Source organism: Curtobacterium sp. MCBA15_004 (assembly GCF_001865055.2).
Lineage (GTDB): Bacteria > Actinomycetota > Actinomycetes > Actinomycetales > Microbacteriaceae > Curtobacterium.
The window spans coordinates 1,817,410-1,841,616 of the sequence record NZ_CP126266.1 but is presented as its reverse complement, the minus strand read 5'-3'; the positions used below and the strand labels follow the sequence as shown (position 1 = coordinate 1,841,616).

Annotated in this window: 22 protein-coding genes; 9 read left to right on the top strand and 13 right to left on the bottom strand. The window is 70.6% G+C overall.

The features are described 5' to 3' along the window. The first annotated feature begins 90 nt into the window (after nucleotides 1-90). Nucleotides 91-1,602, top strand: coding sequence for a glycerol kinase GlpK (gene glpK / locus QOL16_RS08685; protein ID WP_065962232.1), 1,512 nt, complete (start codon nucleotides 91-93; stop codon nucleotides 1,600-1,602). 178 nt (nucleotides 1,603-1,780) lie between these two features. On the opposite strand, the gene trpD is transcribed toward glpK, so the two are convergent. Further along, complete coding sequence (gene trpD / locus QOL16_RS08680; RefSeq protein ID WP_071281832.1) at nucleotides 1,781-2,836, bottom strand: anthranilate phosphoribosyltransferase; 1,056 nt, start codon at nucleotides 2,834-2,836, stop codon at nucleotides 1,781-1,783. A gap of 70 nt (nucleotides 2,837-2,906) precedes the next feature. Between trpD and QOL16_RS08675 the strand changes: the two genes are divergently transcribed. The 5 genes from QOL16_RS08675 to QOL16_RS08655 all read left to right on the top strand — a co-directional run bounded on the left by QOL16_RS08675 (nucleotide 2,907) and on the right by QOL16_RS08655 (nucleotide 8,310). Further along, on the top strand, nucleotides 2,907-3,545 hold the full coding sequence (locus QOL16_RS08675) for a heme-copper oxidase subunit III (RefSeq protein ID WP_065962236.1): 639 nt from the start codon (nucleotides 2,907-2,909) through the stop codon (nucleotides 3,543-3,545). A gap of 21 nt (nucleotides 3,546-3,566) precedes the next feature. After that, a complete protein-coding gene (locus tag QOL16_RS08670) occupies nucleotides 3,567-4,376 on the top strand; it encodes a cytochrome c (protein WP_065962238.1) in 810 nt (269 codons plus the stop codon). A 33-nt stretch (nucleotides 4,377-4,409) separates the two neighbouring features. Then, a complete protein-coding gene (locus QOL16_RS08665; RefSeq protein ID WP_071281830.1) occupies nucleotides 4,410-5,480 on the top strand; it encodes a ubiquinol-cytochrome c reductase iron-sulfur subunit in 1,071 nt (356 codons plus the stop codon). Next, nucleotides 5,480-7,168 carry a ubiquinol-cytochrome c reductase cytochrome b subunit gene (locus QOL16_RS08660; protein WP_065962241.1) on the top strand — a complete coding sequence of 563 codons (1,689 nt, stop codon included), beginning with the start codon at nucleotides 5,480-5,482 and terminating at the stop codon, nucleotides 7,166-7,168. The genes QOL16_RS08665 and QOL16_RS08660 overlap by 1 nt, the downstream gene beginning before the upstream one ends. Before the next feature lie 182 nt (nucleotides 7,169-7,350). Then, nucleotides 7,351-8,310 (top strand): phosphodiesterase, encoded by a 960-nt coding sequence (locus QOL16_RS08655; protein ID WP_071281828.1) that lies wholly within the window; start codon nucleotides 7,351-7,353, stop codon nucleotides 8,308-8,310. Nucleotides 8,311-8,582: 272 nt separating this feature from the next. On the opposite strand, the gene QOL16_RS08650 is transcribed toward QOL16_RS08655, so the two are convergent. From QOL16_RS08650 to QOL16_RS08635, 4 genes are all read right to left on the bottom strand, one after another. Further along, nucleotides 8,583-10,136 carry a stealth conserved region 3 domain-containing protein gene (locus QOL16_RS08650; protein WP_065962249.1) on the bottom strand — a complete coding sequence of 518 codons (1,554 nt, stop codon included), beginning with the start codon at nucleotides 10,134-10,136 and terminating at the stop codon, nucleotides 8,583-8,585. A gap of 175 nt (nucleotides 10,137-10,311) precedes the next feature. Then, a complete protein-coding gene (locus QOL16_RS08645) occupies nucleotides 10,312-10,761 on the bottom strand; it encodes a DUF6804 family protein (protein ID WP_254780109.1) in 450 nt (149 codons plus the stop codon). After that, nucleotides 10,761-11,360 carry a GDSL-type esterase/lipase family protein gene (locus QOL16_RS08640; protein WP_065962251.1) on the bottom strand — a complete coding sequence of 200 codons (600 nt, stop codon included), beginning with the start codon at nucleotides 11,358-11,360 and terminating at the stop codon, nucleotides 10,761-10,763. Before QOL16_RS08640 ends, QOL16_RS08645 begins: the two co-directional genes overlap by 1 nt. After that, a complete protein-coding gene (locus tag QOL16_RS08635; protein ID WP_071281825.1) occupies nucleotides 11,357-12,889 on the bottom strand; it encodes an SDR family oxidoreductase in 1,533 nt (510 codons plus the stop codon). The genes QOL16_RS08640 and QOL16_RS08635 overlap by 4 nt, the downstream gene beginning before the upstream one ends. 42 nt (nucleotides 12,890-12,931) lie before the next feature. Here QOL16_RS08635 and deoC point away from each other — a divergent pair, with 42 nt between their 5' ends. The 3 genes from deoC to QOL16_RS08620 all read left to right on the top strand — a co-directional run bounded on the left by deoC (nucleotide 12,932) and on the right by QOL16_RS08620 (nucleotide 15,461). Next, nucleotides 12,932-13,678 carry a deoxyribose-phosphate aldolase gene (gene deoC / locus QOL16_RS08630; protein WP_071281823.1) on the top strand — a complete coding sequence of 249 codons (747 nt, stop codon included), beginning with the start codon at nucleotides 12,932-12,934 and terminating at the stop codon, nucleotides 13,676-13,678. A 163-nt stretch (nucleotides 13,679-13,841) separates the two neighbouring features. Then, the gene (locus QOL16_RS08625; protein ID WP_071281820.1) at nucleotides 13,842-14,825 is read left to right on the top strand and encodes an ROK family protein; all 984 of its coding nucleotides are present in this window, start codon (nucleotides 13,842-13,844) and stop codon (nucleotides 14,823-14,825) included. 75 nt (nucleotides 14,826-14,900) lie between these two features. Then, on the top strand, nucleotides 14,901-15,461 hold the full coding sequence (locus tag QOL16_RS08620; protein ID WP_175473021.1) for a type IV toxin-antitoxin system AbiEi family antitoxin: 561 nt from the start codon (nucleotides 14,901-14,903) through the stop codon (nucleotides 15,459-15,461). Nucleotides 15,462-15,588: 127 nt separating this feature from the next. Here QOL16_RS08620 and QOL16_RS08615 read toward each other — a convergent pair whose 3' ends face one another. The 8 genes from QOL16_RS08615 to ruvC all read right to left on the bottom strand — a co-directional run bounded on the left by QOL16_RS08615 (nucleotide 15,589) and on the right by ruvC (nucleotide 24,205). Continuing rightward, complete coding sequence (locus QOL16_RS08615) at nucleotides 15,589-17,943, bottom strand: bifunctional (p)ppGpp synthetase/guanosine-3',5'-bis(diphosphate) 3'-pyrophosphohydrolase (protein ID WP_253181636.1); 2,355 nt, start codon at nucleotides 17,941-17,943, stop codon at nucleotides 15,589-15,591. A gap of 57 nt (nucleotides 17,944-18,000) precedes the next feature. After that, nucleotides 18,001-18,369 (bottom strand): rhodanese-like domain-containing protein, encoded by a 369-nt coding sequence (locus QOL16_RS08610; protein ID WP_065962263.1) that lies wholly within the window; start codon nucleotides 18,367-18,369, stop codon nucleotides 18,001-18,003. Further along, nucleotides 18,369-19,373 carry a protein translocase subunit SecF gene (gene secF, locus QOL16_RS08605; RefSeq protein WP_071247120.1) on the bottom strand — a complete coding sequence of 335 codons (1,005 nt, stop codon included), beginning with the start codon at nucleotides 19,371-19,373 and terminating at the stop codon, nucleotides 18,369-18,371. The genes QOL16_RS08610 and secF overlap by 1 nt, the downstream gene beginning before the upstream one ends. Continuing rightward, a complete protein-coding gene (gene secD, locus QOL16_RS08600; protein WP_065962268.1) occupies nucleotides 19,373-21,121 on the bottom strand; it encodes a protein translocase subunit SecD in 1,749 nt (582 codons plus the stop codon). Before secD ends, secF begins: the two co-directional genes overlap by 1 nt. Before the next feature lie 90 nt (nucleotides 21,122-21,211). Next, a complete protein-coding gene (yajC, locus tag QOL16_RS08595; protein ID WP_065962270.1) occupies nucleotides 21,212-21,631 on the bottom strand; it encodes a preprotein translocase subunit YajC in 420 nt (139 codons plus the stop codon). A 127-nt stretch (nucleotides 21,632-21,758) separates the two neighbouring features. Next, nucleotides 21,759-22,790 carry a Holliday junction branch migration DNA helicase RuvB gene (gene ruvB / locus QOL16_RS08590; protein ID WP_071247124.1) on the bottom strand — a complete coding sequence of 344 codons (1,032 nt, stop codon included), beginning with the start codon at nucleotides 22,788-22,790 and terminating at the stop codon, nucleotides 21,759-21,761. After that, on the bottom strand, nucleotides 22,787-23,410 hold the full coding sequence (ruvA, locus tag QOL16_RS08585; protein ID WP_071281818.1) for a Holliday junction branch migration protein RuvA: 624 nt from the start codon (nucleotides 23,408-23,410) through the stop codon (nucleotides 22,787-22,789). The genes ruvB and ruvA overlap by 4 nt, the downstream gene beginning before the upstream one ends. Nucleotides 23,411-23,560: 150 nt before the next feature. Next, a complete protein-coding gene (gene ruvC / locus QOL16_RS08580; protein WP_065962278.1) occupies nucleotides 23,561-24,205 on the bottom strand; it encodes a crossover junction endodeoxyribonuclease RuvC in 645 nt (214 codons plus the stop codon). Nucleotides 24,206-24,207 lie beyond the last annotated feature (2 nt).

Genomic DNA, 24,207 nt, shown 5'->3' with positions numbered 1-24,207 from the left:
GTCGGTCGGCCCCACCCCGGGGTCGACCCCCGCACCGGTCGGTCCGTCACCGGGCCCGACCACACCGAACACACCCGCAAAGGAGCACCAATGGCCGACTACATCGTCGCCATCGACCAGGGCACCACCTCGACCCGAGCGATCGTCTTCGACCACTCCGGCTCGATCGTCTCGGTCGGGCAGAAGGAGCACGAGCAGATCTTCCCGCGCGCCGGGTGGGTCGAGCACGACCCGTCGGAGATCTGGGACAACACGCGTGAGGTCATCGGCCAGGCGCTGTCCCGTGCGGACATCACCCGCCACGACGTCGCCGCGGTCGGCATCACCAACCAGCGCGAGACCGCGGTCGTGTGGGACAAGACCACCGGCAAGCCGGTCTACAACGCCATCGTCTGGCAGGACACCCGGACGCAGGCCCTCGTCGACAAGCTCGCCGACGGCGACACCGACCGCTACAAGGCGATCGTCGGCCTGCCCCTGGCGACGTACTTCGCCGGCACGAAGATCATGTGGATCCTCGAGAACGTCGAGGGTGCCCGCGAGAAGGCCGAAGCCGGCGACCTGCTGTTCGGCACGACCGACACCTGGGTCCTCTGGAACCTGACCGGTGGCACCGACGGCGGCGTGCACAAGACCGACGTCACGAACGCGTCGCGCACCCTGTTCATGGACCTCGAGACCCTGCAGTGGCGTGACGACATCCTCGCCGACTTCGGTGTCCCGAAGTCGATGCTCCCCGAGATCGTCAGCTCCTCCGAGGTCTACGGCCACGTCGAGTCGTCGAACCTGCTCCGCGAGGTGCCGATCGCCGGCATCCTCGGCGACCAGCAGGCGGCGACGTTCGGTCAGGCCGCGTTCGACCAGGGCGAGTCGAAGAACACCTACGGCACCGGCAACTTCCTCATCTTCAACACCGGTACCGAGATCGTCCGCTCCGAGAACGGCCTCCTCACCACGGTCGGCTACAAGCTCGGCGACCAGGACACGCACTACGCGCTCGAGGGCTCGATCGCCGTCACGGGGTCGCTCATCCAGTGGCTCCGCGACAACCTCGGCATCATCGGCAGCGCCCCGGAGGTCGAGGCCCTCGCCAAGACCGTCGAGGACAACGGCGGCGTCTACTTCGTCCCGGCGTTCTCGGGGCTGTTCGCGCCGTACTGGCGTCCGGACGCCCGCGGTGCGCTCGTCGGCCTGACCCGCTACGTGAACAAGGGCCACATCGCCCGTGCCGCCCTCGAGGCGACGGCGCTCCAGACCCGCGAGGTCCTGGACGCCGTGAACGCGGACTCCGGCGTCGAGCTCACCGAGCTCAAGGTCGACGGCGGCATGACCGCCAACGACGCGCTCATGCAGTTCCAGGCCGACATCCTCAACGTGCCGGTCGTGCGCCCGGTCGTGGCGGAGACCACCGCGCTCGGCGCGGCCTACGCCGCCGGTCTGGCCGTCGGGTTCTGGGCGAACCTCGACGAGCTCCGTGCCAACTGGCAGGAGGACAAGCGCTGGGAGCCGCAGCTCGACGAGGAGGAGCGTGCGCGCCAGCTGCGCCTCTGGAAGAAGGCCGTCACGAAGACCTTCGACTGGGTCGACGAGGACGTGCGCTGACGCGCAGCTGAGGTGACCGCCTGGAGGCGCGGTGCGGGTCCGACGGACCGGCACCGCGCCTCCGGTGCGTTGCCGGCTGGTGCGGTGTGGAGTGCGGGTCCGGCGGCCACACGCCGCGCCTCCGGCGCGTGGCCCGCTGGTGCGGTCCGTAGTGCGGGTCCGGGAGCCCCTGTCGGGCTCAGGCGGCGGGCGCCGCGCCCACCCAGTCAGCCAGTTTGCGCGCTCCGGCACCCGAGTCGATCGCGTCGGCCGCGACGGCGAGCTGGTCGCGGAACCGCTGCAGGATCGGCACGTCGACCTGCTCCGGGTCCTCGGCGAGCCGGAAGGCCACGAGACCGGCCGCGGCGTTCAGGAGGACGATGTCGCGGACCGGTCCGGTCTCCCCCGCGAGCACCCGGTGCACCACCTGCGCGTTGTGCTCGGGGTCCCCGCCCAGGAGGTCCTGCGTGCGGGCCCGGGCGATGCCGAGGTCGCGCGGGTCGAGGTCGTGCTCGGTGACCCGGCCGCCGGTGACCTCCCAGATGTGGGAGTGGCCGGTGGTGGTCAGCTCGTCGAGACCGTCGTCGCCGCGGAACACGAGGGCCGTCGCCCCGCGGGTCTGGAACACGCCCGTGATGATCGGGACGAGGTCGAGCTGCGCCACGCCCACCGCGTTCGCTTCGCACCGGGCCGGGTTCACGAGCGGACCGAGGAAGTTGAACACCGTCGGCACCCCGATCTCGCGCCGGACCGGGGCTGCGTGGGCGAACCCGGGGTGGAAGGCGCTCGCGAAGGCGAAGGTCAGTCCGACACGCCGGAACGTCTCGGCGACACGCGCGGCGTCCATCGTCAGGTCGAGGCCGAGGGCCGCGAGCACGTCGCTCGACCCCGACTTCGACGAGCTCGCCCGGTTGCCGTGCTTCACGACCGGCACGCCCGCGGCGGCGATGACGATCGCGGCCATGGTCGAGACGTTGACCGTGCCGACGACGTCGCCGCCGGTCCCGACGATGTCCAGCGCCATCGGGTCCACGTCGAGCGGCACCGCCGCGTCGAGGATCGCGTCGCGGAAGCCGACGACCTCGTCGACCGTCTCGCCCTTCGCCCGCAGCGCCACGGCGAACGCGGCGATCTGTGCGGACGTCGCGCGTCCCTGGACGATCTCCTCCATGGCCCATGAGGACTGACTGATGGAGAGGTCCTCGCGAGCCATGAGCCCGCTGATCACCGAGGGCCAGGAGAGTGGGAGCGACATGGCTCGATCGTAGTGAATTCGGAAGACCCGCCAGTCTGCTGCGAAAACACTGTCACAGGTTTCGGCCATAATGGAGGACGTGACTAGCACCCCTCTCTCCAGAAGCGCCAGCGGTCCGGTCCTGAACAGGCCCAACGCCGTTGCCGTGGGGACGATCGTGTGGCTGGGCAGCGAGGTCATGTTCTTCGCCGGCCTGTTCGCGATCTACTTCACGTTGCGCAGCACCTCGCCCGAACTGTGGGCCACCGAGACCTCCAAGCTCGAGGTGCCCTTCGCCTCCGTGAACACGATCATCCTGGTGCTGTCCAGCTTCGCCTGCCAGTTCGCGGTGTTCGCCGCGGAGCGCTTCCAGGTGCACCGCACGAGCTGGAACCCCAAGGACTGGGGCATGACGGAGTGGTTCTTCGTCACGTACTGCATGGGAGCGATCTTCGTCTGCGGCCAGATCTTCGAGTACGCCAACCTCTGGCACGAGGGCATGACGCTCTCCTCGAGCGCGTACGGCTCGGCGTTCTACATGACCACCGGCTTCCACGGCCTGCACGTCACCGGCGGCCTGATCGCCTTCCTCCTCACCCTGGGTCGCGGGTTCGCCGCGAAGAACTTCGGGCACAAGGAGGCGACCACCGCGATCGTCGTGTCGTACTACTGGCACTTCGTCGACGTCGTCTGGATCGGTCTCTTCGCCGTCATCTACCTTCTCAAGTAGGAACTGGACACCCCCCACAGCATGTTCACCAGAACCAAGACCAAGAAGGGCCGCCGTTCCCCGATGGCGACCGTCTCGCTCATCGTCGTCGGTCTCATGACCACCGGCGGTGCGTACGCGCTGTTCAGTTCGACGGCCAACGCCGACGACAGCACCACCGCCACGGCGGCCTCGAGCCAGTCGCAGGTCAACGAGGGCCAGAAGCTCTTCGCATCGAACTGCGCGACCTGCCACGGCCTCGACGCCCAGGGCACGAGCGAGGGTCCGTCCCTCATCGGTGTCGGCGCCGCGTCGGTCGACTTCCAGGTCGGCACCGGCCGCATGCCGATGGCAGCGCAGGGCCCCCAGGCCGAGGAGAAGCCCGCCCAGTTCACGGACGAGCAGGTCGACGCCATGGGCGCCTACGTGGCCTCGCTCGGCCCCGGCCCGGGCATCCCCTCCACCAAGCTGACGAACGGCAAGGACGGCGACGCCGCCGAGGGTGCGGAGCTCTTCCGCATCAACTGCGCGATGTGCCACAACGTCGCGGGTGCCGGCGGCGCCCTGACCGAGGGCAAGTACGCGCCGAACCTGCAGACCGTCTCCGGCAAGCACATCTACGAGGCCATGGTCACCGGCCCGCAGAACATGCCGGTCTTCAACGACCTGAACCTCACCCCGGAGCAGAAGGCCGACATCATCACGTACCTGAAGTACGTGCAGGACAACAAGTCGCCGGGCGGGTTCGCCCTCGGCTCCCTCGGCCCGGTGGCAGAGGGTCTGTTCATCTGGATCTTCGGTCTGGGTGCGGTCGTCGCGATGACCGTGTGGCTGACCGCGAAGTCCAACTGATCGTCCGTGTCGCACGACACTGAAGGGAACACCATGGCAGAGCACGACGACGAGGCACTGAACTCGTCCTCGGCTGTCGAGAAGCACGGCACGACCAGCAGCGCCTCGGCAGGTACCGCGGTCGTCCCCGCGGACGCCTTCGAGAACCCGGGTGAGCCGCCGCACCGCGCACGTCGCACCGACGTCGACCCGAAGAAGCAGCGGCTCGCCGAGCGCCAGGTCGCCACGTTCTTCTACCTCTCCATCGTCGGCAGCGTCCTCGCGATCGCGGCGTACGTCGCGTTCCCGATCGACCCGGAGGACTTCGGCACGGTCCGCGCCGGCAACCTCTGGCTCGGCCTCGCCATCACCCTCGCGCTCCTCGCGCTGGGTCTCGGCGCGGTCTACTGGTCGAAGTCGCTCGTGGTCGACCGCGAGATCACGGAGATGCGCCACGGCACCCGTGGGACGGACGCGACCCGCGCCAAGGCGGTCGAGGCGTTCCAGCTCGCCGACAAGGAGTCGGGCTTCAGCCGTCGCAAGCTGATCCGCAACTCGATGATCGGTGCACTCGCGGCGTTCCCGCTGCCCGGCATCGTCCTCGTCCGTGACCTCGCCCCGGCGGAGGACCCGAACGAGCTGCTCCGCCACACGTTCTGGAAGTCCGGCCTGCGCCTGACCAAGGACCCGACGGGTCTCCCGATCAAGGCGTCCGACGTCACGATCGGCTCCGTCTTCCACGTCATCCCCGAGGGCATGCTCGAGTCCGAGCACATGCTCGAGGAGAAGGCCAAGGCGTCCGTGCTGCTGATGCGCCTCGACCCGAAGGACCTCAACCCCTCCAAGGGGCACGAGGACTGGGGTTACGACGGCATCGTCGCCTACTCCAAGATCTGCACCCACGTCGGGTGCCCGGTCGCGCTCTACGAACAGCAGACGCACCACCTGCTGTGCCCGTGCCACCAGTCGACGTTCGACGTCTCGAACAACTGCGAGGTCATCTTCGGCCCGGCCGCACGTCCCCTCCCCCAACTTCCGATCGCGATCGACGACGACGGCTACCTGGTTGCCCAGAGCGACTTCCACGAGCCGGTCGGACCGTCCTTCTGGGAGCGTGAACGCTGATGACCAGCACCACCACCACGAACGCCCCGTCGACGGCCACCAAGCCGCAGCCGGAGCGCGGGTCCCGCATCATCGGGGCCGCCGCCAACTACATCGACGAGCGCACCAGCATCTCCGGCCTCGTGAAGGAGGTCGGGCGCAAGATCTTCCCCGACCACTGGAGCTTCATGCTCGGCGAGGTCGCGCTGTACAGCTTCGTCGTCGTCCTGCTCTCGGGGACGTTCCTGACGTTCTTCTTCCAGGCGTCGATGACCGAGGTCGTCTACAACGGCTCGTACGTCCCGCTCAAGGGCGTCGAGATGTCGACCGCCCTGCAGTCGACCCTGAACATCTCGTTCGACATCCGCGGTGGGCTCTTCGTGCGCCAGGTCCACCACTGGGCAGCCCTGCTCTTCGTGGCCTCGATCATGCTGCACATGGCCCGCGTGTTCTTCACCGGTGCCTTCCGCAAGCCGCGTGAGATCAACTGGGTCTTCGGCTTCGTGCTGTGGGTCCTGGCCATGGCCGAGGGCTTCACCGGCTACTCGCTCCCCGACGACCTGCTCTCCGGCAACGGTCTCCGCATCATCGTCGGCATGATCGAGGGCGTCCCGGTGATCGGTGTGTGGATCGCCTACCTGCTGTTCGGTGGCGAGTTCCCGGGCACCGACATCGTCGGCCGCCTCTACACGCTGCACATCCTGCTGCTGCCGGCGATCCTCGTCGCGGTGCTCGGTGTCCACCTCGTGCTCGTGGTGATCAACAAGCACACGCAGTTCGCGGGCCCCGGCAAGACCAACGACAACGTCGTGGGCGTCCCGATCCTCCCGGCGTTCGCCGCGAAGGCCGGTGGCTTCTTCTTCATCGTCGCCGGCATCCTCGCCGCCATCGCGTCGCTGTTCACGATCAACCCGATCTGGAACTACGGCCCGTACGACCCGTCCCCGGTGTCCGCCGGTACCCAGCCCGACTGGTACATCGGCTTCGCCGACGGCGCGCTCCGTCTTGTGCCGCCGCACTGGGAGGTCGTGTGGTTCGGCTACACGGTGTCGTTCAACATCCTCGCGCCGATCGCCGTCCTCATGGCGCTCATCGTGGCGATGTTCGTCTACCCGTTCATCGAGGCCTGGGTCACGGGCGACAAGCGTGAGCACCACCTCGCCGACCGTCCGCGCAACGCGCCGACCCGCACCGCCATCGGTGCCGCGGGCATCACGCTCTACGCCTCGCTCTGGGCCGCCGCCTCGTCCGACATCATCGCCACGCACTTCATGGTGTCGATCGAGCACGTGATCCACGTCATCCAGGCCACGACGGTCCTCGGCCCGTTCGTCGCCTTCTGGATCACGAAGCGCGTCTGCCTCGCGCTGCAGAAGAAGGACCGCGAGATCGTCCTGCACGGCTACGAGTCGGGCCGGATCGTGCGGCTCCCCCACGGCGAGTACATCGAGGTGCACGAGCAGCTCGACGAGTACGAGCGCTGGAAGCTCCTGCAGTTCAACGAGTACAAGCCGCTCATGATCCGTCCGGACGCCAAGGGCCGGATCAGCCAGGCGCAGAAGGTCCGCGCCCGTGTCTCCCGCTTCTTCTTCGAGGACCGCATCGCGCCGGTCACGAAGGCCGAGCTCGAGGCCGCCCACGCCGCGCACCACGGTCCGGAGCTCGACAGCTCCGCGCCGGCACCCGCGGTCGGCGCCGGGAACCACTGAGTCTCCTCGGCAAGAACGAACGAGCCCCTCGTCCACTTCGTGGTCGGGGGGCTCGTTCGTTCTCCGCCCTTTCAGGAACACACCCCTCCGGTTCACCTCGGATTCACGATCGGGTGGTGGACTCGTCCAGGACGGTGTGGCAACGTGTTGCACCACGCATCCGCCAACGGAACGAGAGACCGATGGACAGCCGGACGGCCGAACACCCCAGGCCGAACCACTTCCTCCTCCACCTCAGCGACACCCACCTCGTGGCGGGTGACCGCGCCCTCTACGGCGACGTGGACTCCGCCGCCCGACTCCAGGCGATCATCGACGACGTCGAGGCCTCCGGGACCCGGCCGGAGGCGATCGTCGTCACGGGCGACGTCGCCGACAAGGGCGAGGCCGGCGCGTACGCGCGCGTCAAGGCGATCGTCGAGCCCGCCGCCGAACGCATCGGCGCGCAGGTCATCTGGGCGATGGGCAACCACGACGAGCGCGGCGCGTTCCGCCAGGAGCTCTTCGGCCTGCAGCCCACGGATCGTCCCGTCGACTTCGTCTACGACGTGAACGGCCTGCGGGTCATCACCCTCGACACGAGCGTCCCGGGCGCCCACCACGGCGAGGTCTCCCCCGCGCAGCTCGACTGGCTGGCCGAGGTCCTCTCCGAGGCGGCACCGCACGGCACCATCCTCGCGATGCACCACCCGCCGGTGCCGAGCGTCCAGGACCTCGCCGTGCTCGTCGAGCTCCGCGACCAGGCGTCACTCGCCGAGGTCGTCGAGGGCTCGGACGTCATCGCGATCATCGCCGGACACCTGCACTACTCGACGAGCGCGGTCTTCGCGGGCATCCCCGTCTCCGTCGCGAGTGCGACCTGCTACACGCAGGACCTCACCGAGTACCTCGGCGGCACCCGCGGTCAGGACGGTGCGCAGTCGTTCAACCTCGTGCACGTGTTCGGGACGAACGTCGTCCACTCGGTTGTCCCGATCGGGCACTACTCAACGGTCGGCGAGCCGGTCTCGGCCGAGCAGACCGAGGCCCGCCTCACGGCCGCCGGTGTCACGATCCCCGCTGCCGTCGAACCGGCCCCGGTCACGTCGAGCATTCCCGTGTTCACGCACGACACGGTGCCCACCTCGCCCATCCGTCGCTGACGGTCCGTCCGAGGTCGGCGACGGCAGCGACGGGAGCCCCGACCGTCACCCAGCGCCGAGACCCGCGCCACTCCGGCGGGATCGGCTGATGTGCCCCGCCGCCGAGCGGGCAGGACACGCCGCGCGCGTTCCGTCGAGCGCGCGGTGATCGTCGGACGGGGCTCACGAGCGTGACGGATCCGGCCCGCTCGCCCCCGAGCGTGACGGATCCGGCCCGCTCGCCCCCGAGCGTGACGGACCCCGCCCGCCGACGGACACCGGCCGGCGGGCCGCTACGCGTCCGTGCGCTCCCACGGCGCCGGGAACGGGAAGTACTTCTCGAGGAAGTCCGTCACGCGCTCCGTGCGCTCCTCGTCCGAGACCTCCGGGAAGCTCCCGTCGTTCAGGCAGAAGAAGTCGACGTCGCGCTTCTTGAGCAGGTCCTGGAGCGCCTTGAGCCCGGACTGCATGGTCGTGTCGATGTACCGCACCGGAGCGTTCTCCTGCACGATCGCCCGACCCGTGAGCAGCGCGTAGTAGTGGTACAGCGAGTTCGTGACGGAGATGTTCTCGGCGGCCCGGAACCGCGACGCGGCGGTCGCCCGGAACTCGTCCGCGAACTCGTGCTCCATCTCGGTCAGGATCGACGCGCGCAGGGGCGTCGGCGCGTGTTCGAGGTGCCTCGTGGTCACCGCCCCGAAGCGCTGCTGCAGCAGCCGCCGGTTGACACGGGCCGAGTTCTCGAACCCGCTGCGCGCCGGGTTGTTCGAGCCGAGTCCGATGCGGGTCGTCGCGAGGATGAACTTCGTCACGGACCCCGGGCTGAAGAACACCGACGGGTCGACCGTGCGCCCGAAGAACATGTCGTCGTTCGAGTAGATGAAGTGCTCGCTGATGCCCGGGATGTGGTGCAGCTGCGACTCGACGGCCTGCGAGTTGTGCGTCGGCAGGACGGAGGGGTCGGCGAAGAACTCCTCGCTGCGGACGATGCGGACCTTGGGGTGGTCGGCGAGCCACTTCGGCGCCGGCGAATCCGTGGCGATGTAGATCTGCCGGATCCAGGGCGCGAACGTGTGCACCGACCGGAGCGCGTACTTCAGCTCGTCGATCTGCCGGAACCGCGCGGGGGCGTCGTCGCCCTCGCCGAGCACCGCGTTCGCCTGCGCTGCCTGACGGGCGCGCTGGTACTCGATCGCGTTGCCGTCCACCCACGAGAACACGATGTCGATCGGGAACCGGATGTCCGAGACGTGGTCGTCGAACATGTGCTCGACGGTGCGCCAGGTCCGGCCGTAGCGCTCGATGTCGACCAGGACGAACTCGTCGACCGGCAGGCTGCGGCGCATGAGCGCGTTCTCGACCGGGGCGAGGACCTCGGTGTCCGTCACCCGCCAGAACTCGACCTGCACGCTCGTCTCGGCGCCGTAGCGGAGACGGCCGAGCGGCTCGAGCCGCGGGCGGAACACGCGCAGGACGGGCTCTTCCGGCGAGCCGAGGCCGTCGTCGATGACGAGCACGGCGGGCTCCCCCGGCGGCTTCGCGTAGAACGGCTCGTTCGCCGACGCCGCCATGATCGCGCTCTCGGCGCGCTGCCGGTCGCGCTCGTCGAGCGCGATCACCGGCCGCTGGTCGTTGCCACGGATGAGCAGGTGGTCGACGTCACCGGCGGTGAGCGCGTCGTCGAGGAACAGGAGGTCCTCGATCATCGACTGCTGGGGCGTGAGGTGCCCGTTCACCAACGTGAGGCGGCCCTTCCGGACCACGACGTCGGGACGGTCGAGACCGCCGGAGGACGGTCGAGGGTTCAGCAGAGGACTCTCGGTCGCCGGCTCGGTCTCGTGGCTCATCCATGCCCTTCGGGTCGCCGTCGGGCCCTGCGCCCGACCTTCCCGATCCTACCGTCCGGACGGCGGCCCGGTCCGCGCGGCACCGCTGGGCCGCCCGGCCTGCGGGAGGCGGGTGCCCGGGTGCGGTCTGGAGGCCGGTCCCGGCTCCGTCCCGCGGCCGGCGGTCGGTCTCCGGTCAGGGACGGGAGGCGGTGGTCGCGTCCGTCCCGCGGGGCACCTTCACGACGATCCCCACGACGATGAACAGGGCCGCGGCGAGCAGCTGCAGGGCTGCCCAGACCTGCCCCGGGATCGGCACGACCACCACGGGGTTCCAGCACACCGCGATCGCGGCGGTCAGCACCGCGGCCCACCAGACCCGCCCGCGCACGGCGAAGACGAGCACGATCAGCGCGAGCACCGTGATGCCCCAGCGCGCGAACACGAACGCCGACGAGTCGATCACGGCGACGCAGGCGAGCAGGACGATCGCTGCCAGCAGCGACGGGGCCAGGGCGGGACGCGTGTACCCGGGTGTGCCCGTGGCACCGCCCACGGGGGCCGTGCGACCCGCGGCGGACCGGGTCGGACCCGCCGGGACGCCGTGCAGCGACGACCCCGCCGGGGGGCGACCCTTCCGCGCCATCAGGCGTCGGCCTCCTCGAGGTCGATCGCCTGGATCGGTCGGGACATCGGCGGGAGCCCGCGCAGACGCTCGAGTGCCGGGACGAGCTCGTCGACGACGGCGCGGTAGCCGTCCTCGGTCAGGTGCAGGCCGTCCTCGGTGAAGCGTTCGTCGAGGTGGTCACCGTCGGCCAGCGCCGGCCACAGGTCGAGGTACTGCGCGTGGCACGTGGCGACGAACTGGCGCAGGTGCCGGTTCGCCTCCTCGATCTTGGCGGACCAGTCGGCCTGGCGCGGCAGGATCGACACGAGGAGCAGGCGGACGCCCGGCAGCTCGCGGCGGAGGGTGACGAGGATCGACTCGACGCCGCGGACGACGTGCTCGACGCTCGACCGGTGGTTGCCGAAGTCGTTCGTGCCGATGAGGAGCACGATCGACTCGGGCTTCGCGGCGACCACGTCGTCGAGGCGCGCGAGCACGCCGTCGGTGGTGTCACCCCCGACACCCTGGTTGACGGTGCGTTCGCCCGGGAGCCACTGGTCCCACGACCCCTGCTCGGTGATGCTGTCGCCGAGGAACAGGACGGTGCCCTGGTGCTCGGTCGCGGCCTGCGCGGTCATGCTGCCTCCTCGTGTGCGGGTTGCTGGGTCCCATCATGCTGGGTCCAGTTCCGCCCCGTCGACTCCGTGTGCTCGGACTCCCGCTCGGCGGCCGCCGTGATCCGCTCGACCATGCCGGGGAAGATCACGCCGTGGAAGGGCAGGATCCCGTACCAGTACAGCCGGCCGGACAGGCCCTGCGGGAAGTAGATCGCGCGCTGGTGGTAGTCGCTGCCGCCGGCCTCGTTCGGGGTGACGGTCATCTCGAGCCACGCGCGGCCCGGCGACTTGAACTCGGCGCGGAGGCGGAGGTACCGGCCGCGCTCGAGGCGTTCGACGCGCCACCAGTCGAGTGCGTCGCCCTGCTCGAGGCGCTTCGGGTCGCGACGGCCGCGGCTCAGGCCGACCCCGCCGGCGAGCTTGTCCATCCAGCCGCGGGCGACCCACGCCAGCGGGAACGAGTACCAGCCGTTGTCGCCGCCGATGCCCTCGACGACGCGCCAGACGTCCTCGGCGGACGCGGACGTGTGCCGTCGGCGGTCGTCGACGTAGACGGTGTGGCCCGCCCAGTCGGGGTCGCTCGGCAGCGGGTCTGCGGGGGTGGCCGACAGGGTCGCGCTCCGCCAGCTCGTCTCGACCTCGCCCGACCGCATCCGCGCGAGCGCCAGACGGACCGCACGTCGGTACGAGGTGAGCCCGCCCTCGGGCCGGGGCACGAGGCCGTCGATGTCGTGTTCGCGCTGGACGCACTCGAACTGCAGCGACTCGATGATCGGCGTCGCGAGCTTCTTCGGGATGGGGGTCACGATGTTGAACCAGTGCGCGGACAGCCCGGGGGTCAGGACAGGCAGCACCGTGAAGCGCCGCTGGGGCAGCTTCGCCTCGACCGCGTAGCCGTTGAGCATCTGCCCGTACTTGAGGACGTCGGGACCGCCGATGTCGAAGGTCCGGTTCACGTCGGCGGGGATGTCGATCGCCGCGACGAGGTAGTACAGGACGTCGCGCACCGCGATCGGCTGGATCCGGTTCCGGACCCACCGGGGCGCCGGCATCCACGGCAGGACGTCGGTCACGTGGCGGATCATCTCGAACGAGGTGCTCCCCGAGCCGATGACGACGCCGGCCTGGTACGCGATCGTCGGGACGCCCGACGCGAGCAGCACGTCGCCGACCTCCTTGCGGCTGCGGAGGTGCTTCGACAGCTCGCCCTCCGGGTGCAGGCCACCGAGGTACACGAAGCGCCGCACCCCGGCGTCCCGGCCCTCGCGCGCCATCGTCTCCACGGCGTCGCGCTCGGCCTGCTCGAAGTCGCCGTCTGCGCCCATCGCGTGCGCCAGGTAGTAGACGGCCTCGACGCCCTGCACGGCGGCACGGACGGCCTCGGCGTCCTGCAGGTCACCCGCGGCGACCTCGACGTCGTCGTGCCAGGGGACGTCCTGCAGCTTCCGCGGGGTGCGGACGAACACCCGGACCTGGTGTCCGGCTTCGAGGAGACGGGGGACGAGCCGACCACCGATGTAGCCGGTGGCGCCGGTGACGAGGACCTGCATGCAGGGCACGGTACGCGCGCCGCCTCCGGGTAGGCTTGCCGGGTGGACAACGCAGCCTCCCCCGCCGGTCCGGTCGCCCTCGACGCCGATGCCGTCCGTGCCCTCATCGACCACGCGATCCTCAAGCCCGAGCTGACCCGCGACGACGTCGACGCGCAGCTCGACGAGGCCGCGGCGCACCGCGTGTTCAGCGTGTGCGTCCGTCCGAGCGACGTCGCGCACGCGGTCGAACGCCTCCGCGGCACCGGCGTCGGCGTCGGGACGGTCATCGGCTTCCCGCACGGCACCACGACCACCGCGACCAAGGTCGCCGAGTCGCTGCAGGCACTCGCCGACGGCGCGTTCGAGCTCGACATGGTGCAGGACATCGGCGCCGCCCGCTCCGGCGACTGGGACCGCGTCGAGCAGGACGTCCGCGCGGTCGTCGACGCCGCCGGGGACACCGTCGTCAAGGTGATCCTCGAGACCGCGTTCCTCACCGACGACGAGGTCGTCGCCGCCTGCCGTGCCGCGCAGTCGGCCGGTGCCGCGTTCGTGAAGACCTCGACGGGCTTCGCCGGCGGCGGCGCGACCGTCGAGCACATCCGCCTCATGCGCGAGACCGTCGGGCCCGACACGGGCGTCAAGGCCTCCGGCGGTGTCCGCGGCCTCGACACCCTGCTCGCGATGGTCGAGGCGGGTGCGGACCGCATCGGCACGAGCGCGTCGGCACGCATCCTCGACGAGGTCGCCCACCGCGCCGCGACGGGCACCGCGTCGACCGCGGGCGACGACACGTCGTCCTACTGAGCTCGTCCCGCCCACCCGGCACAGCCGGGTGGGCGGGACACCCTGCTCCCGTCCGCACCCGCGATCGGGAGCACCCACCACCACCGGACCGAGCCGTGCCGGACGCGACGAACGTCACCGAGCCGAGCCGGGCCTCCCGTCCATCCGCCGCATCGGAGCGCGCATGACCACCACCTCGTCCCCGGAACCGGCGACCACCGGTCCGACCACCGCCGGCGCACGCTTGGCCCTCGCCGTCGACCTGGGCGGCACGAAGGTCGAGGCGGCCCTCGTCTCCGACGCCGGCGTCGTCCTGCCGGCCACGCGCTTCCGCAGCCCGACCGGGCCCGGCCGGACCTCGGAGGAGCTGCAGGCCGCCGTGGACCAGGTCGTCACGAACGCCCTCGCGGCGCTGCCCGCGGACGCCGAGCTGGTCGGTGTCGGCGTCGGCTCGGCGGGACCGGTCGACGAGCAGCACGGCCTGGTGTCGCCGCTCAACATGCCCGTCTGGCGCGGTTACCCGCTGCGCGACCGTGTCGCCGCGCACGTGCCGGCCGGTGTGCCGGTGACGCTCCGCATGGACGGCCTCGCGATCACGCTCGCCGAGCACTGGGTCGGCGCCGCGCAGGGCCACGACCACGTGATGGGCATGATCGTGTCGACCGGTGTCGGCGGCGGGCTGATCCTGCACGGCCGCACCGTGAGCGGGCCCACCGGCAACGCCGGGCACATCGGGCACGTCGAGTGCGGCGGGTACGACGACCCGTGCGCCTGCGGTGGGACCGGCTGCCTCGAGGCCGTCGCGAGCGGCCCGAAGACCGTCGCCTGGGCCCGACGCCAGGGCTTCACCGGGACCACGGGCGAGGAGCTCGCGGCTGCGTACGCCGCCGGCGACGAGGTCGCGGTCGCAGCCGTCCGGCGCAGTGGTCGGGCGCTCGGACAGGCCATCGCGTCCGCCGCGAGCCTGGTCGACCTCGAGGTCGTCGCGATCGGCGGCGGGTTCTCGCACGTCAGCCCCGACCTGTTCGCGTACGCCCGCGAGGCGGTCGCCGAGCGCGTCGAGTTCGGGTTCGTGACGAAGGTGCAGATCGTGCCGACCGGGCTGTCGCAGGACGGGCCGCTCATCGGTGCAGCCGCGCTCGTGCACCGGGCCGACGTGCTGCGCTGAGCCGCGGCACCGGCGGTGCCCGGTCGCTCTCCACAGGGGGTGCAGCCGACGGGCATGGTCGGGCAGGATGAGCGGGTGTCGTCGCCCCGCCTCGTGACCAGCGACGACTGGCCGGTCGCCGAGCTGCACGCGGCGGTCCTCGCCGGGGAGCTCGTCGCGGTGGGGCCGTGCTGGGCCTCCCCCGCCGAGCCCCAGGACCCTGCCCTCCGAGCCGCTGCGCACGGCTGGCGACTGCCGGACCCGCGGCTCGTCGCGAGCGGGCGCAGTGCCGCCTGGATCTGGGGCGCGTGCTCGCGGGCACCCGAGCCCCTCGAGGTCAGCCTGCCGTCGCGCGTCCGCGTGCCGGTGGACCCGGACGTGCGCCTGCGCGAGGTCCGACTCCCGCCGACCGACGTCGTCCGGTTCGGGACGGTCGCCGTCACCACACCGTTGCGCACGGCGGTCGACCTGCTCCGGGTGCAGGACGGCTTCGACGACGCGTCCGCCGGTGCGGTGCACGGCCTGCTGGTGACCGGCACGGTCGACGAGGACGCCGTGCACGCGGCGCTCGACGCGCTCGGTACCGTCCCGATGGTGCGCCAGGCCGCACGACGGCTCCGGACCCTGACCGGCCGAGCCGGACCGACCCGGTCCTGACCGGCAGGTCAGCCCGACCGGGGTGGGTGGCACAGCGGCCCGCCGGCCCGGAGGGCTCGGCCGCACGACGACCCGGAGGCTCGGCCGCACGACGACCCGGAGGCTCAGCCCGCGCTGACCCGGAGGTTCAGCCCGCGCTGACCCGGTACACGTCGTAGACGGCATCGATGCGTCGCACCGCGTTGAGGACCCGGTCGAGGTGCGTCGTGTCGCCCATCTCGAACACGAACCGGCTCAGCGCAAGCCGGTCGGACGAGGTCGAGACCGTGGCCGACAGGATGTTCACGTGGTGGTCGGTCAGGACCCGCGTGACGTCGCTGAGCAGACCGGAACGGTCGAGCGCCTCGATCTGGATCTGCACGAGGAACACCGACTTGGACGACGGGGCCCACTCGACCTCGATCATCCGGTCCGGCTCGTTCATGAGCGACTTCACGTTCGTGCACGACGCCTGGTGCACCGACACGCCCTGGCCGCGGGTGATGAACCCGACGATCTGGTCGCCCGGCACCGGGGTGCAGCACTTCGCGAGCTTGACGAGGATGTCCGGCGCACCGCGGACCAGCACGCCGCTGTCACTGTTGCGCAGCTGCCGGCTCGTGACCTGCCGGGGGAAGGCGAGCTCGGACTCGTCCGTCTCGGTCTCGGTCTGCACGTTGCCGAGCACCTTCTCGATGACCGACTGGGTCGAGACGTGTCCCTCGCCGATCGCCGCGTACAGCGCCGAGACGTCGTCGTAGCGCATCGACGACGCGACCTCGGAGATCGAGTCCTGGCTCATGATCCGCTGCAGCGGGAGGTTCTGCTTGCGCATCGCCCGCGCGATCGCGTCACGACCCTGCTCGATGGCTTCCTCGCGGCGCTCCTTCGTGAACCACTGCTTGATCTTGTTCCGGGCCCGGGGGCTCCGGACGAAGGTCAGCCAGTCCTGGCTCGGCCCGGAGTCGGGGTTCTTCGACGTGAAGATCTCGACGACGTCACCGCTGGAGAGCTGGCTCTCGAGCGGCACCAGGCGGCCGTTGACCTTCGCACCCATCGTGCGGTGCCCGATCTCGGTGTGCACGGCGTAGGCGAAGTCGACCGGGGTGGCACCTGCGGGGAGCCCGATGACCTTGCCCTGGGGCGTGAAGACGTACGTCTCCTTCGCACCGATCTCGTACCGCAGCGAGTCGAGGAACTCCCCCGGGTCGCTCGTCTCGGCCTGCCAGTCGGTGATGTGGGCGAGCCACGCCATGTCCTGGTCGTCGGTGCTCGTCGTGTCGACGTCGCGGCCCTGCGCCCGCTGCTTGTACTTCCAGTGCGCTGCGACACCGAACTCGGCTCGCTGGTGCATCTCGTGCGTGCGGATCTGGATCTCGACCGCGCGCCCCTGCGGCCCGAGGACCGTGGTGTGCAGCGACTGGTACAGGTTGAACTTCGGGGTCGCGATGTAGTCCTTGAAGCGACCGGGCAGCGGGGTCCACCGCGCGTGCACCGAACCGAGCATCGCGTAGCAGTCGCGCACGGTCGGCACGAGGACGCGGATGCCGACCAGGTCGTAGATCTCGTCGAACTCGCGCCCCCGCACGATCATCTTCTGGTAGATCGAGTAGTACTGCTTCGGTCGGCCCATGACGTCGCCGCGGATCTTCGACGACTTGAGGTCCTTCTTGAGCGTGCCGATCACGTTCTGCACGAACTGCTCGCGCTTCGGCTGCCGTTCCTTGACCAGGCTGTCGATCTCGACGTAGAGCTTCGGGTGCAGGACCGCGAACGACAGGTCCTCGAGCTCCAGCTTGATCATCTGGATGCCGAGCCGGTGCGCCAGGGGCGCGTAGATCTCGAGCGTCTCCTTGGCCTTGCGCGTGGCCGAGGCGGACTCGACGAAGCCCCAGGTCCGGGCGTTGTGCAGCCGGTCGGCGAGCTTGATGACGAGGACGCGGATGTCCTTCGACATCGCGATGACCATCTTGCGGACGGTCTCGGCCTGCGCGCTGTCGCCGTACTTGACCTTGTCGAGCTTCGTCACGCCGTCGACGAGCATCGCGATCTCGTCGCCGAAGTCGGCGCGCAGCTGGTCGAGCTGGTAGTCGGTGTCCTCGACCGTGTCGTGGAGGAGTGCCGCCGCGATCGTGATCGTGCCGATGCCGAGGTCCGCGAGGATCTGCGCGACCGCCACCGGGTGGGTGATGTAGGGCTCACCTGACTTGCGCTTCTGCCCGTCGTGGGCGCGCTCGGCGACCGAGTACGCCCGCTCGATGAGCGTGACGTCGGCCTTGGGGTGGTGCGAACGGACCGTGCGGATCAGCGTGTCGACCGCGCCCGCGGGCTGCGCACGCGAGAACAGACGCGGCAGGAGGGACCGGAGCGAGCCGATGTTCCCCGTCGTGTTCGGTCCGAGCGGACTCGACGGGCGCGGGGCCGAACCGGGACGACTGGCGTCCTGACCACCGGCTCGTTGCGCAGGACCGCCCTGGGGCGTGGACTCACGGGTGTCCGTCATGAAGCGCCTCCAGCGACCGGTGTCCGGGTACGGTCCAGCAAGACTACGCGCGTCCGGTCAGTGCTCGTGACGCGGTTCGCCGTGGGCGTCGGCGTGCTCCACCTGGCCACCGTGCACGACCGGCTGGCCCGCCTGCTCCCACGCGACCATGCCGCCCGTCAGGTTCACGGCCGGCACACCCGACTGCTCGAGTGCCGCGACGACGCGGGCCGAGCGGGCGCCGGAGTGGCAGACCACGATCGCGGGCTGGTCACCCCCGTCGATCTCCTGCCAGCGCCCGACGAGCTCGGACATCGGCACGAGGGTGGCCTCCGGCGCGTGCACCGCGTCCCACTCCCCCTGCTCGCGGACGTCGAACAGCCGTGCACCGGCGTCGATGCGACGACGCGCCTCGGCGACGTCGACGTCCTGGACCTCGACCGCCATCAGACGGCCTCGGCGGTCGCGTCGACCTCGCGCTGCCGCTTGGCGGCGGCCTGGCGCTTCTTCTCGTCGGCCTGCTTCACCTTGGGCTCGTTCTCGCGCAGGTGCGCGTACATCGGCGACGCGATGAAGATCGTCGAGTAGGTGCCGACGATGATGCCGATGAACAGCGCGAGCGAGATGTCCCGCAGCGTGCCGGCACCGAGCACGTACGACCCGATGAAGAGGATCGCCGCGACGGGCAGCAGCGCCACCACGGAGGTGTTGATGGAGCGCACGAGCGTCTGGTTCACCGCGAGGTTGACCGACTGCGTGAACGTCCGGTGCGACTCCTGCGACGTGTTCTCGCGCACCTTGTCGAAGACCACGACGGTGTCGTAGAGCGAGTACCCGAGGATCGTCAGGAAGCCGATGACGGCGGCCGGGGTGACCTCGAGGCCAACGATGCCGTAGACGCCCGCGGTGATGAGCAGGTCGTGCAGGAGCGCCACCATCGCCGAGAGCGACATCTTCCAGGTGCGGAAGTACAGCGCCATGACGACCGCCGCCAGTGCCAGGAAGATCACGAGACCGCGGATGGCCTGTGCGAGCACGTCGGCACCCCACGTCGCCCCGATGTAGGTGGAGGCGACCTGGTCGTCGGAGACGTCGTACGCCTTCGCCAGGGCGTCCTGGACGTCGCTCGTCTGACGGTCGGTCAGCTGCTCGGTCTGGACGCGGATGCCGTCCTGGCCGACCTGCGAGACGCGCGGGATGCCCTCGGGGACGATCGACTCGACGGTGCGGGTCGCGATCGACTGGTCGAGGTCCTTCGCGTTCGAGATCGTGAACTCCGAACCACCGGTGAACTCGATGCCGAGCTGGTAGCCGCCGCGGAGCCACGGCACCGCGAGCGAGACGACGATCGCGATGATCGCGACGAGGTACCAGGTCTTGCGCCGGCCGACGATGTCGTACGAGCGCTTGCCCGTGTAGAGGTCGCTGCCGAACTGGCTGAAGCTGGCCATCAGTCGTCCTTCCCGTCCGTGGTCGAGCCGGTGGTGCCCGCGTTCTGCTGCGCCTTGCGCTCGGCGATGGTCTGGCGACGCTGCGCCTCGCCCGCGCTCCGCTGCCGCTTGCCGTCGACGACCGGGGCGCGGAACTGCGCGCGACCGCGGTAGACGGCGCCGAGCGCGGCCGGGTCGAGCCCGCTGAACCGGTGTCCTTCGCCGAAGAACCGGCTGCGGGCGATGAGCTGCATCATCGGGTGGGTGAAGAGCACGACCACGACGACGTCGATCAGGGTCGTCAGCAGCAGGGTGAACGCGAAGCCCTTCACGTCGCTGACCGCCAGGACGTAGAGCACGACCGCGGCGAGGAAGTTGATCGAGTCCGACGCGAGGATCGTGCGGAGGGCGCGCTTCCACCCGGCCTCGACGGCGCTCTCGAGCCCGCGTCCGTCGCGCAGTTCGTCACGGATGCGTTCGAAGTAGACGATGAACGAGTCCGCGGTGATGCCGATGGCCACGATGAGGCCGGCCACACCCGCGAGCGACAGTCGGTAGTCGACGCGCCACGACATGATCGCGATGACGAGGTAGGTCAGCGCGGCGGCGACGCCGAGCGACAGGACGGTGACGAACGCGAGCGCCCGGTACTGGATGACCGAGTAGATGATCACCAGGATCAGGCCGATCAGGCCGGCGACGAGGCCGCCGATCAGCTGCGCGGTCCCGAGCGTCGCCGAGATGTTCTCGTTCGACTGCACCTGGAAGTTGATCGGCAGCGCGCCGTACTTCAGCTGGTCGGCCAGGGTCTTCGCGGACTCGGCGGTGAAGTTGCCGGTGATCTGCGCCTTGCCGTTGGTGATCGCGGCGTTCGTCGCCGGAGCGGTGATGACCGTCCCGTCGAGGACGATCGCGAACTGGTTCTGCGGGGACTGCAGCTTGACGAGACGGTTCGTGACGCTGCTGAAGTCCTTCGAGCCGTCGCCGTTGAACGTCAGGTTCACGGCCCACTGGCCCGTGGTCGCACCCTGCGAGTCCTGGGCCAGGCCCGAGGTCGCGTTGCTGATGTCCGCGCCGGAGACCTCGACCGGGCCGAGCACGAACTTCGCGGTGCCGTCGGCGTCACAGGTGACGAGCGGCTCGTCGTCGGGCGCGGAGGTGACGTCGCCCGGCGCCTTGCAGTCGTAGTTCGTGTACAGGTCCTGCAGGCGCGGCGTGATCTGGTTCAGGTCGCTCGCGTCGGTCGGCTTCGCGCTCGGCGTCGCGGGCAGCGAGGCCGGCGGGGTGTAGGGCGTCGGCGACGCGGTCGCGGAGTCACCGCCGACGGCGGCGTTCGTCGCGGCCGAGGTGGTGAGCACCGGACGGAAGGTCAGCTTCGCCGCCGCCTCGATCCGGTCGATCGTCGCCTTGTCCGGCTTGCCCGGGATGGACACGACGATGTTGTTCGTGCCCTGCGTGTTGATCTGGGACTCGGAGACACCCGTCGCGTTGATGCGCTGGCGGATGATGTTGACCGCCTGGTTCAGCTGCTGCGAGGTGACCGAGCCGCCCTCGGTGTTCTGCGCCGCGAGGGTGAGCTGCGTGCCGCCCTGCAGGTCGAGCGCCAGTTCCGGCACCCAGCTCGCACCGGCGAACCACTTGCCCGTGTCGTCCTTGGTGTTGGCGGCCAGCACCGACGCCGCGGTGTTGAGGCCTGCGAGGGCCGCCATGATGATCACCAACCAGGTGAGCGAACGCAGCGCCTTCTTGACGGGTGTCGATCGTGCCACCGGTCGTCTCGTCTTTCTGTCAGGACCGACGGCGACGCCGGCGGCAGAGGTGAGGCCACCGGGTCCCGAGGGACCCGGTGGCCCGGGGTGTCAGTCTTCGGTCTTGCGCTTGGTCACATCGGGGTCGACCGGCTCGACCCGCTCGCCGAACTCCGGCTCGACGCGGCGGTCGGTGTCGTCCTTGCCGAGGTCGAGCACCGGGGCAGCGGCCGCGGTGTCGGTGACGACCGGGGTCTCCTCGACGTCGGAGGCGTTGTCGTCCACCACGCGCGAGAGCGTCTGGCGGTGGACGGTCACGACGGTGCCCGGGGCGATCTCGACGTCGGCGGTGACCTTCTCGTCGTCGACGGAGAGCAGCGTGCCGTACAGGCCGAAGGACAGCATGACGCGGGCACCCGGCTGCATCTTCGTCTGCAGCTCGGACTGCTGCTTCTTGCGCTTGCGCGAGCTGTAGAACATGAAGGCTGCGAACGCGACGATGATGACGATGAGGAAGATGGATTGGTCCATGGGGGCGTTGCCTTCTCTGGTTGCTCGACTTCGGGCCGTAGCAGTCTAGGGCACGGGTCGGCGGGCGGTCCTGCACGGTGCTGTCGCGCGGGGTGTCCGCTGGGCGGTACACAACATACCACGCGGTCTAGTCGTCGATGGGGAGTCCTGGTTGCGCAGCGGCACCCGCGCCCGGCGTGAGGCCGAAGTGCCGCCAGGCCTGCGGCGTGGCGATGCGCCCGCGCGGGGTCCTCGTCACGAGGCCGACGCGGACGAGGAACGGCTCGACGACCGACTCGATGGTCTCGGACTCCTCGCCCACCGACACCGCGAGGGTGTTCAGGCCGACCGGGCCGCCGTCGAACCGGGTGAGCATCGTCTCGACCACGGCGCGGTCGAGACGGTCCAGGCCGAGTTCGTCGACGTCGTAGAGGTCGAGCGCACCCTGCACCGCCGCCATCCCGTCGGACGTGCGGTGCACGAGGGCGAAGTCCCGGACGCGCCGCAGCAGGCGGTTCGCGATGCGCGGCGTCCCGCGGGAGCGCCCCGCGATCTCTCGCAGGGCGGTCCGGTCGATCTGCAGGTCGAGCAGGTGCGCCGCCCGGATGAGGACCTGCTCGAGTTCGCCCTTCTCGTAGAACTCGAGGTGGGCGGTGAAGCCGAAGCGGTCGCGCAGCGGGTTCGGCAGCAGGCCCGCCCGCGTCGTGGCGCCGACGAGGGTGAACGGGGCGAGGTCGAGCGGGATGCTCGTCGCGCCGGCGCCCTTGCCCACCATGACGTCGATGCGGAAGTCCTCCATCGCGAGGTAGAGCATCTCCTCCGCCGATCGCGCCATGCGGTGGATCTCGTCGATGAACAGGACCTCGCCGGGGACCAGGGACGACAGCACCGCGGCGAGGTCGCCGGCGTGCTGGATCGCCGGGCCGCTCGACATGCGCAGCGGGCGACCGGACTCGTGGGCGACGATCATCGCGAGCGTCGTCTTGCCGAGGCCGGGCGGACCGGCCATCAGGATGTGGTCGGGCGTGCGCTCCTGCATCGCTGCGGCCTTGAGCAGCAGGTCGAGCTGCCCGCGGACCTTGCGCTGCCCGACGAACTCGTCGAGGGACTTCGGGCGGAGCGCGCCCTCGAAGGCGAGTTCCTCCTGCGACTCGGCACCGGCGGACGTGATGCCGCTCACCGGCCGGCACCCGTCGGGCGGAGGGTGCCGAGCGCGGCACGGAGGAGCGACTGCGTGCCCATGGCTGCGGCGCCGGGGTCGGTCGCGACGACCGCGTCGACGGCGGACTGCGCGGCGTCCTCGCGCCAGCCGAGGCCGATGAGCGCCGACACGACGTCGAGCGCGGCCGGGTGCGCACCGGCGGCACCGGCGACGGGCGCACCGGCGGGGGCCCGCTCGAACGCGACGAGCTTGCCGGCCAGGGCGACCGTGATGAGCTTCGCGGTCTTCGGACCGATGCCGGACACCTTGCGGAAGGCCGCGTCGTCCTCGTTCGCGACGGCGTTCGCGACCTGGGACGGGTCGAGGTGCGCCAGGACGCCCATCGCCGACTTCGGTCCGACGCCGGACACGCTCCGGAGCAGGTCGAACACCTGGAGCGCGTCGGTCGACTCGAACCCGAAGAGCAGGTGCTCGTCCTCGCGCACGATCATCGCGGTGCGCAGGAACACCTCGGAACCCTGGCGCATGGTCAGGGCGTGGGCCGGGGTGACGGTGACGGCGTAGCCCACTCCCCCGGCCTCGACCACCACGGCCGATCCGGCGACGTCGATGCAGGTGCCCCGGAGACTCGCGATCATGCCCACGAGCCTAGGGCCGCCCACCGACGGCACCGGACCGCCGCGCGGCGACGGGCACGCCTGCCCGGCTGCGGTCGACCCGGCCAGCAGCGCGCCGACGGAGGCGCTCGGACGGGCAGCGGCGGACCAGGCCGGCCGCGACGCGTCGGATCAGGCCTGGCGGGCGGCCGCGCGACGCGCGGCGGCTGCTCCGTTCGGGCGCGCGGCGGCCGCCGCGGCACGCGCGAGCGGCGAGTCCGCGGTCCCGCCGTTCTGCGCCTCGCGCCACGCGCGTTGCGCCGGGGTGAGCGTCGCCGGACCGGGACCGACCCGGTCGGGTGATCCGAGCCTCCAGGCATGGCACACGGCCAGGGCGAGCGCGTCCGCGGCGTCGGCGGGCTTCGGGGCCTCGTCGAGACCGAGCACCCGCGCGATCATCGTCTGGACCTGCCGCTTGTCGGCGTTGCCGTACCCCGTGACCGCGGCCTTCACCTCGGAGGGGGTGTGCAGCCCGACGGGCAGCCCGCGCGCCGCGGCGGCGTGAAGGGCGAGCCCGGCGGCCTGCGCCGTCCCCATCACGGTCCGGACGTTCGCCTGCGCGAACACCCGCTCGACCGCGACGGCGTCCGGACGGTGCTCGTCGATCTCGGCGGCGATGCCGTCGGCGATGCGGAGCAGGCGCTGCTCGAGCGCCATGTCAGCCGGCGTGCGCACGACCGTGACGTGCACGAGCCGGGCGCGCCGGTTCGGTGCGACCTCGACCACGCCGACGCCGCACCGGGTCAGCCCGGGGTCGACCCCGAGCACCCGGAGCATCT

Bases quoted from the DNA above. Each gene is read 5' to 3' on its own strand.
- QOL16_RS08675 (WP_065962236.1), top strand. From the start codon at position 2,907: ATGGAGGACGTGACTAGCACCCCTCTCTCCAGAAGCGCCAGCGGTCCG.
- secF (WP_071247120.1), bottom strand. From the start codon at position 19,373: ATGGCCAGCTTCAGCCAGTTCGGCAGCGACCTCTACACGGGCAAGCGC.
- QOL16_RS08655 (WP_071281828.1), top strand. From the start codon at position 7,351: ATGGACAGCCGGACGGCCGAACACCCCAGGCCGAACCACTTCCTCCTC.
- QOL16_RS08660 (WP_065962241.1), top strand. From the start codon at position 5,480: ATGACCAGCACCACCACCACGAACGCCCCGTCGACGGCCACCAAGCCG.
- trpD (WP_071281832.1), bottom strand. From the start codon at position 2,836: ATGTCGCTCCCACTCTCCTGGCCCTCGGTGATCAGCGGGCTCATGGCT.
- QOL16_RS08610 (WP_065962263.1), bottom strand. From the start codon at position 18,369: ATGGCGGTCGAGGTCCAGGACGTCGACGTCGCCGAGGCGCGTCGTCGC.
- QOL16_RS08645 (WP_254780109.1), bottom strand. From the start codon at position 10,761: ATGGCGCGGAAGGGTCGCCCCCCGGCGGGGTCGTCGCTGCACGGCGTC.
- QOL16_RS08670 (WP_065962238.1), top strand. From the start codon at position 3,567: ATGTTCACCAGAACCAAGACCAAGAAGGGCCGCCGTTCCCCGATGGCG.
- QOL16_RS08650 (WP_065962249.1), bottom strand. From the start codon at position 10,136: ATGAGCCACGAGACCGAGCCGGCGACCGAGAGTCCTCTGCTGAACCCT.
- QOL16_RS08615 (WP_253181636.1), bottom strand. From the start codon at position 17,943: ATGACGGACACCCGTGAGTCCACGCCCCAGGGCGGTCCTGCGCAACGA.
- QOL16_RS08635 (WP_071281825.1), bottom strand. From the start codon at position 12,889: ATGCAGGTCCTCGTCACCGGCGCCACCGGCTACATCGGTGGTCGGCTC.
- QOL16_RS08625 (WP_071281820.1), top strand. From the start codon at position 13,842: ATGACCACCACCTCGTCCCCGGAACCGGCGACCACCGGTCCGACCACC.
- QOL16_RS08665 (WP_071281830.1), top strand. From the start codon at position 4,410: ATGGCAGAGCACGACGACGAGGCACTGAACTCGTCCTCGGCTGTCGAG.
- ruvC (WP_065962278.1), bottom strand. From the start codon at position 24,205: ATGCTCCGGGTGCTCGGGGTCGACCCCGGGCTGACCCGGTGCGGCGTC.
- ruvA (WP_071281818.1), bottom strand. From the start codon at position 23,410: ATGATCGCGAGTCTCCGGGGCACCTGCATCGACGTCGCCGGATCGGCC.
- yajC (WP_065962270.1), bottom strand. From the start codon at position 21,631: ATGGACCAATCCATCTTCCTCATCGTCATCATCGTCGCGTTCGCAGCC.
- glpK (WP_065962232.1), top strand. From the start codon at position 91: ATGGCCGACTACATCGTCGCCATCGACCAGGGCACCACCTCGACCCGA.
- QOL16_RS08640 (WP_065962251.1), bottom strand. From the start codon at position 11,360: ATGACCGCGCAGGCCGCGACCGAGCACCAGGGCACCGTCCTGTTCCTC.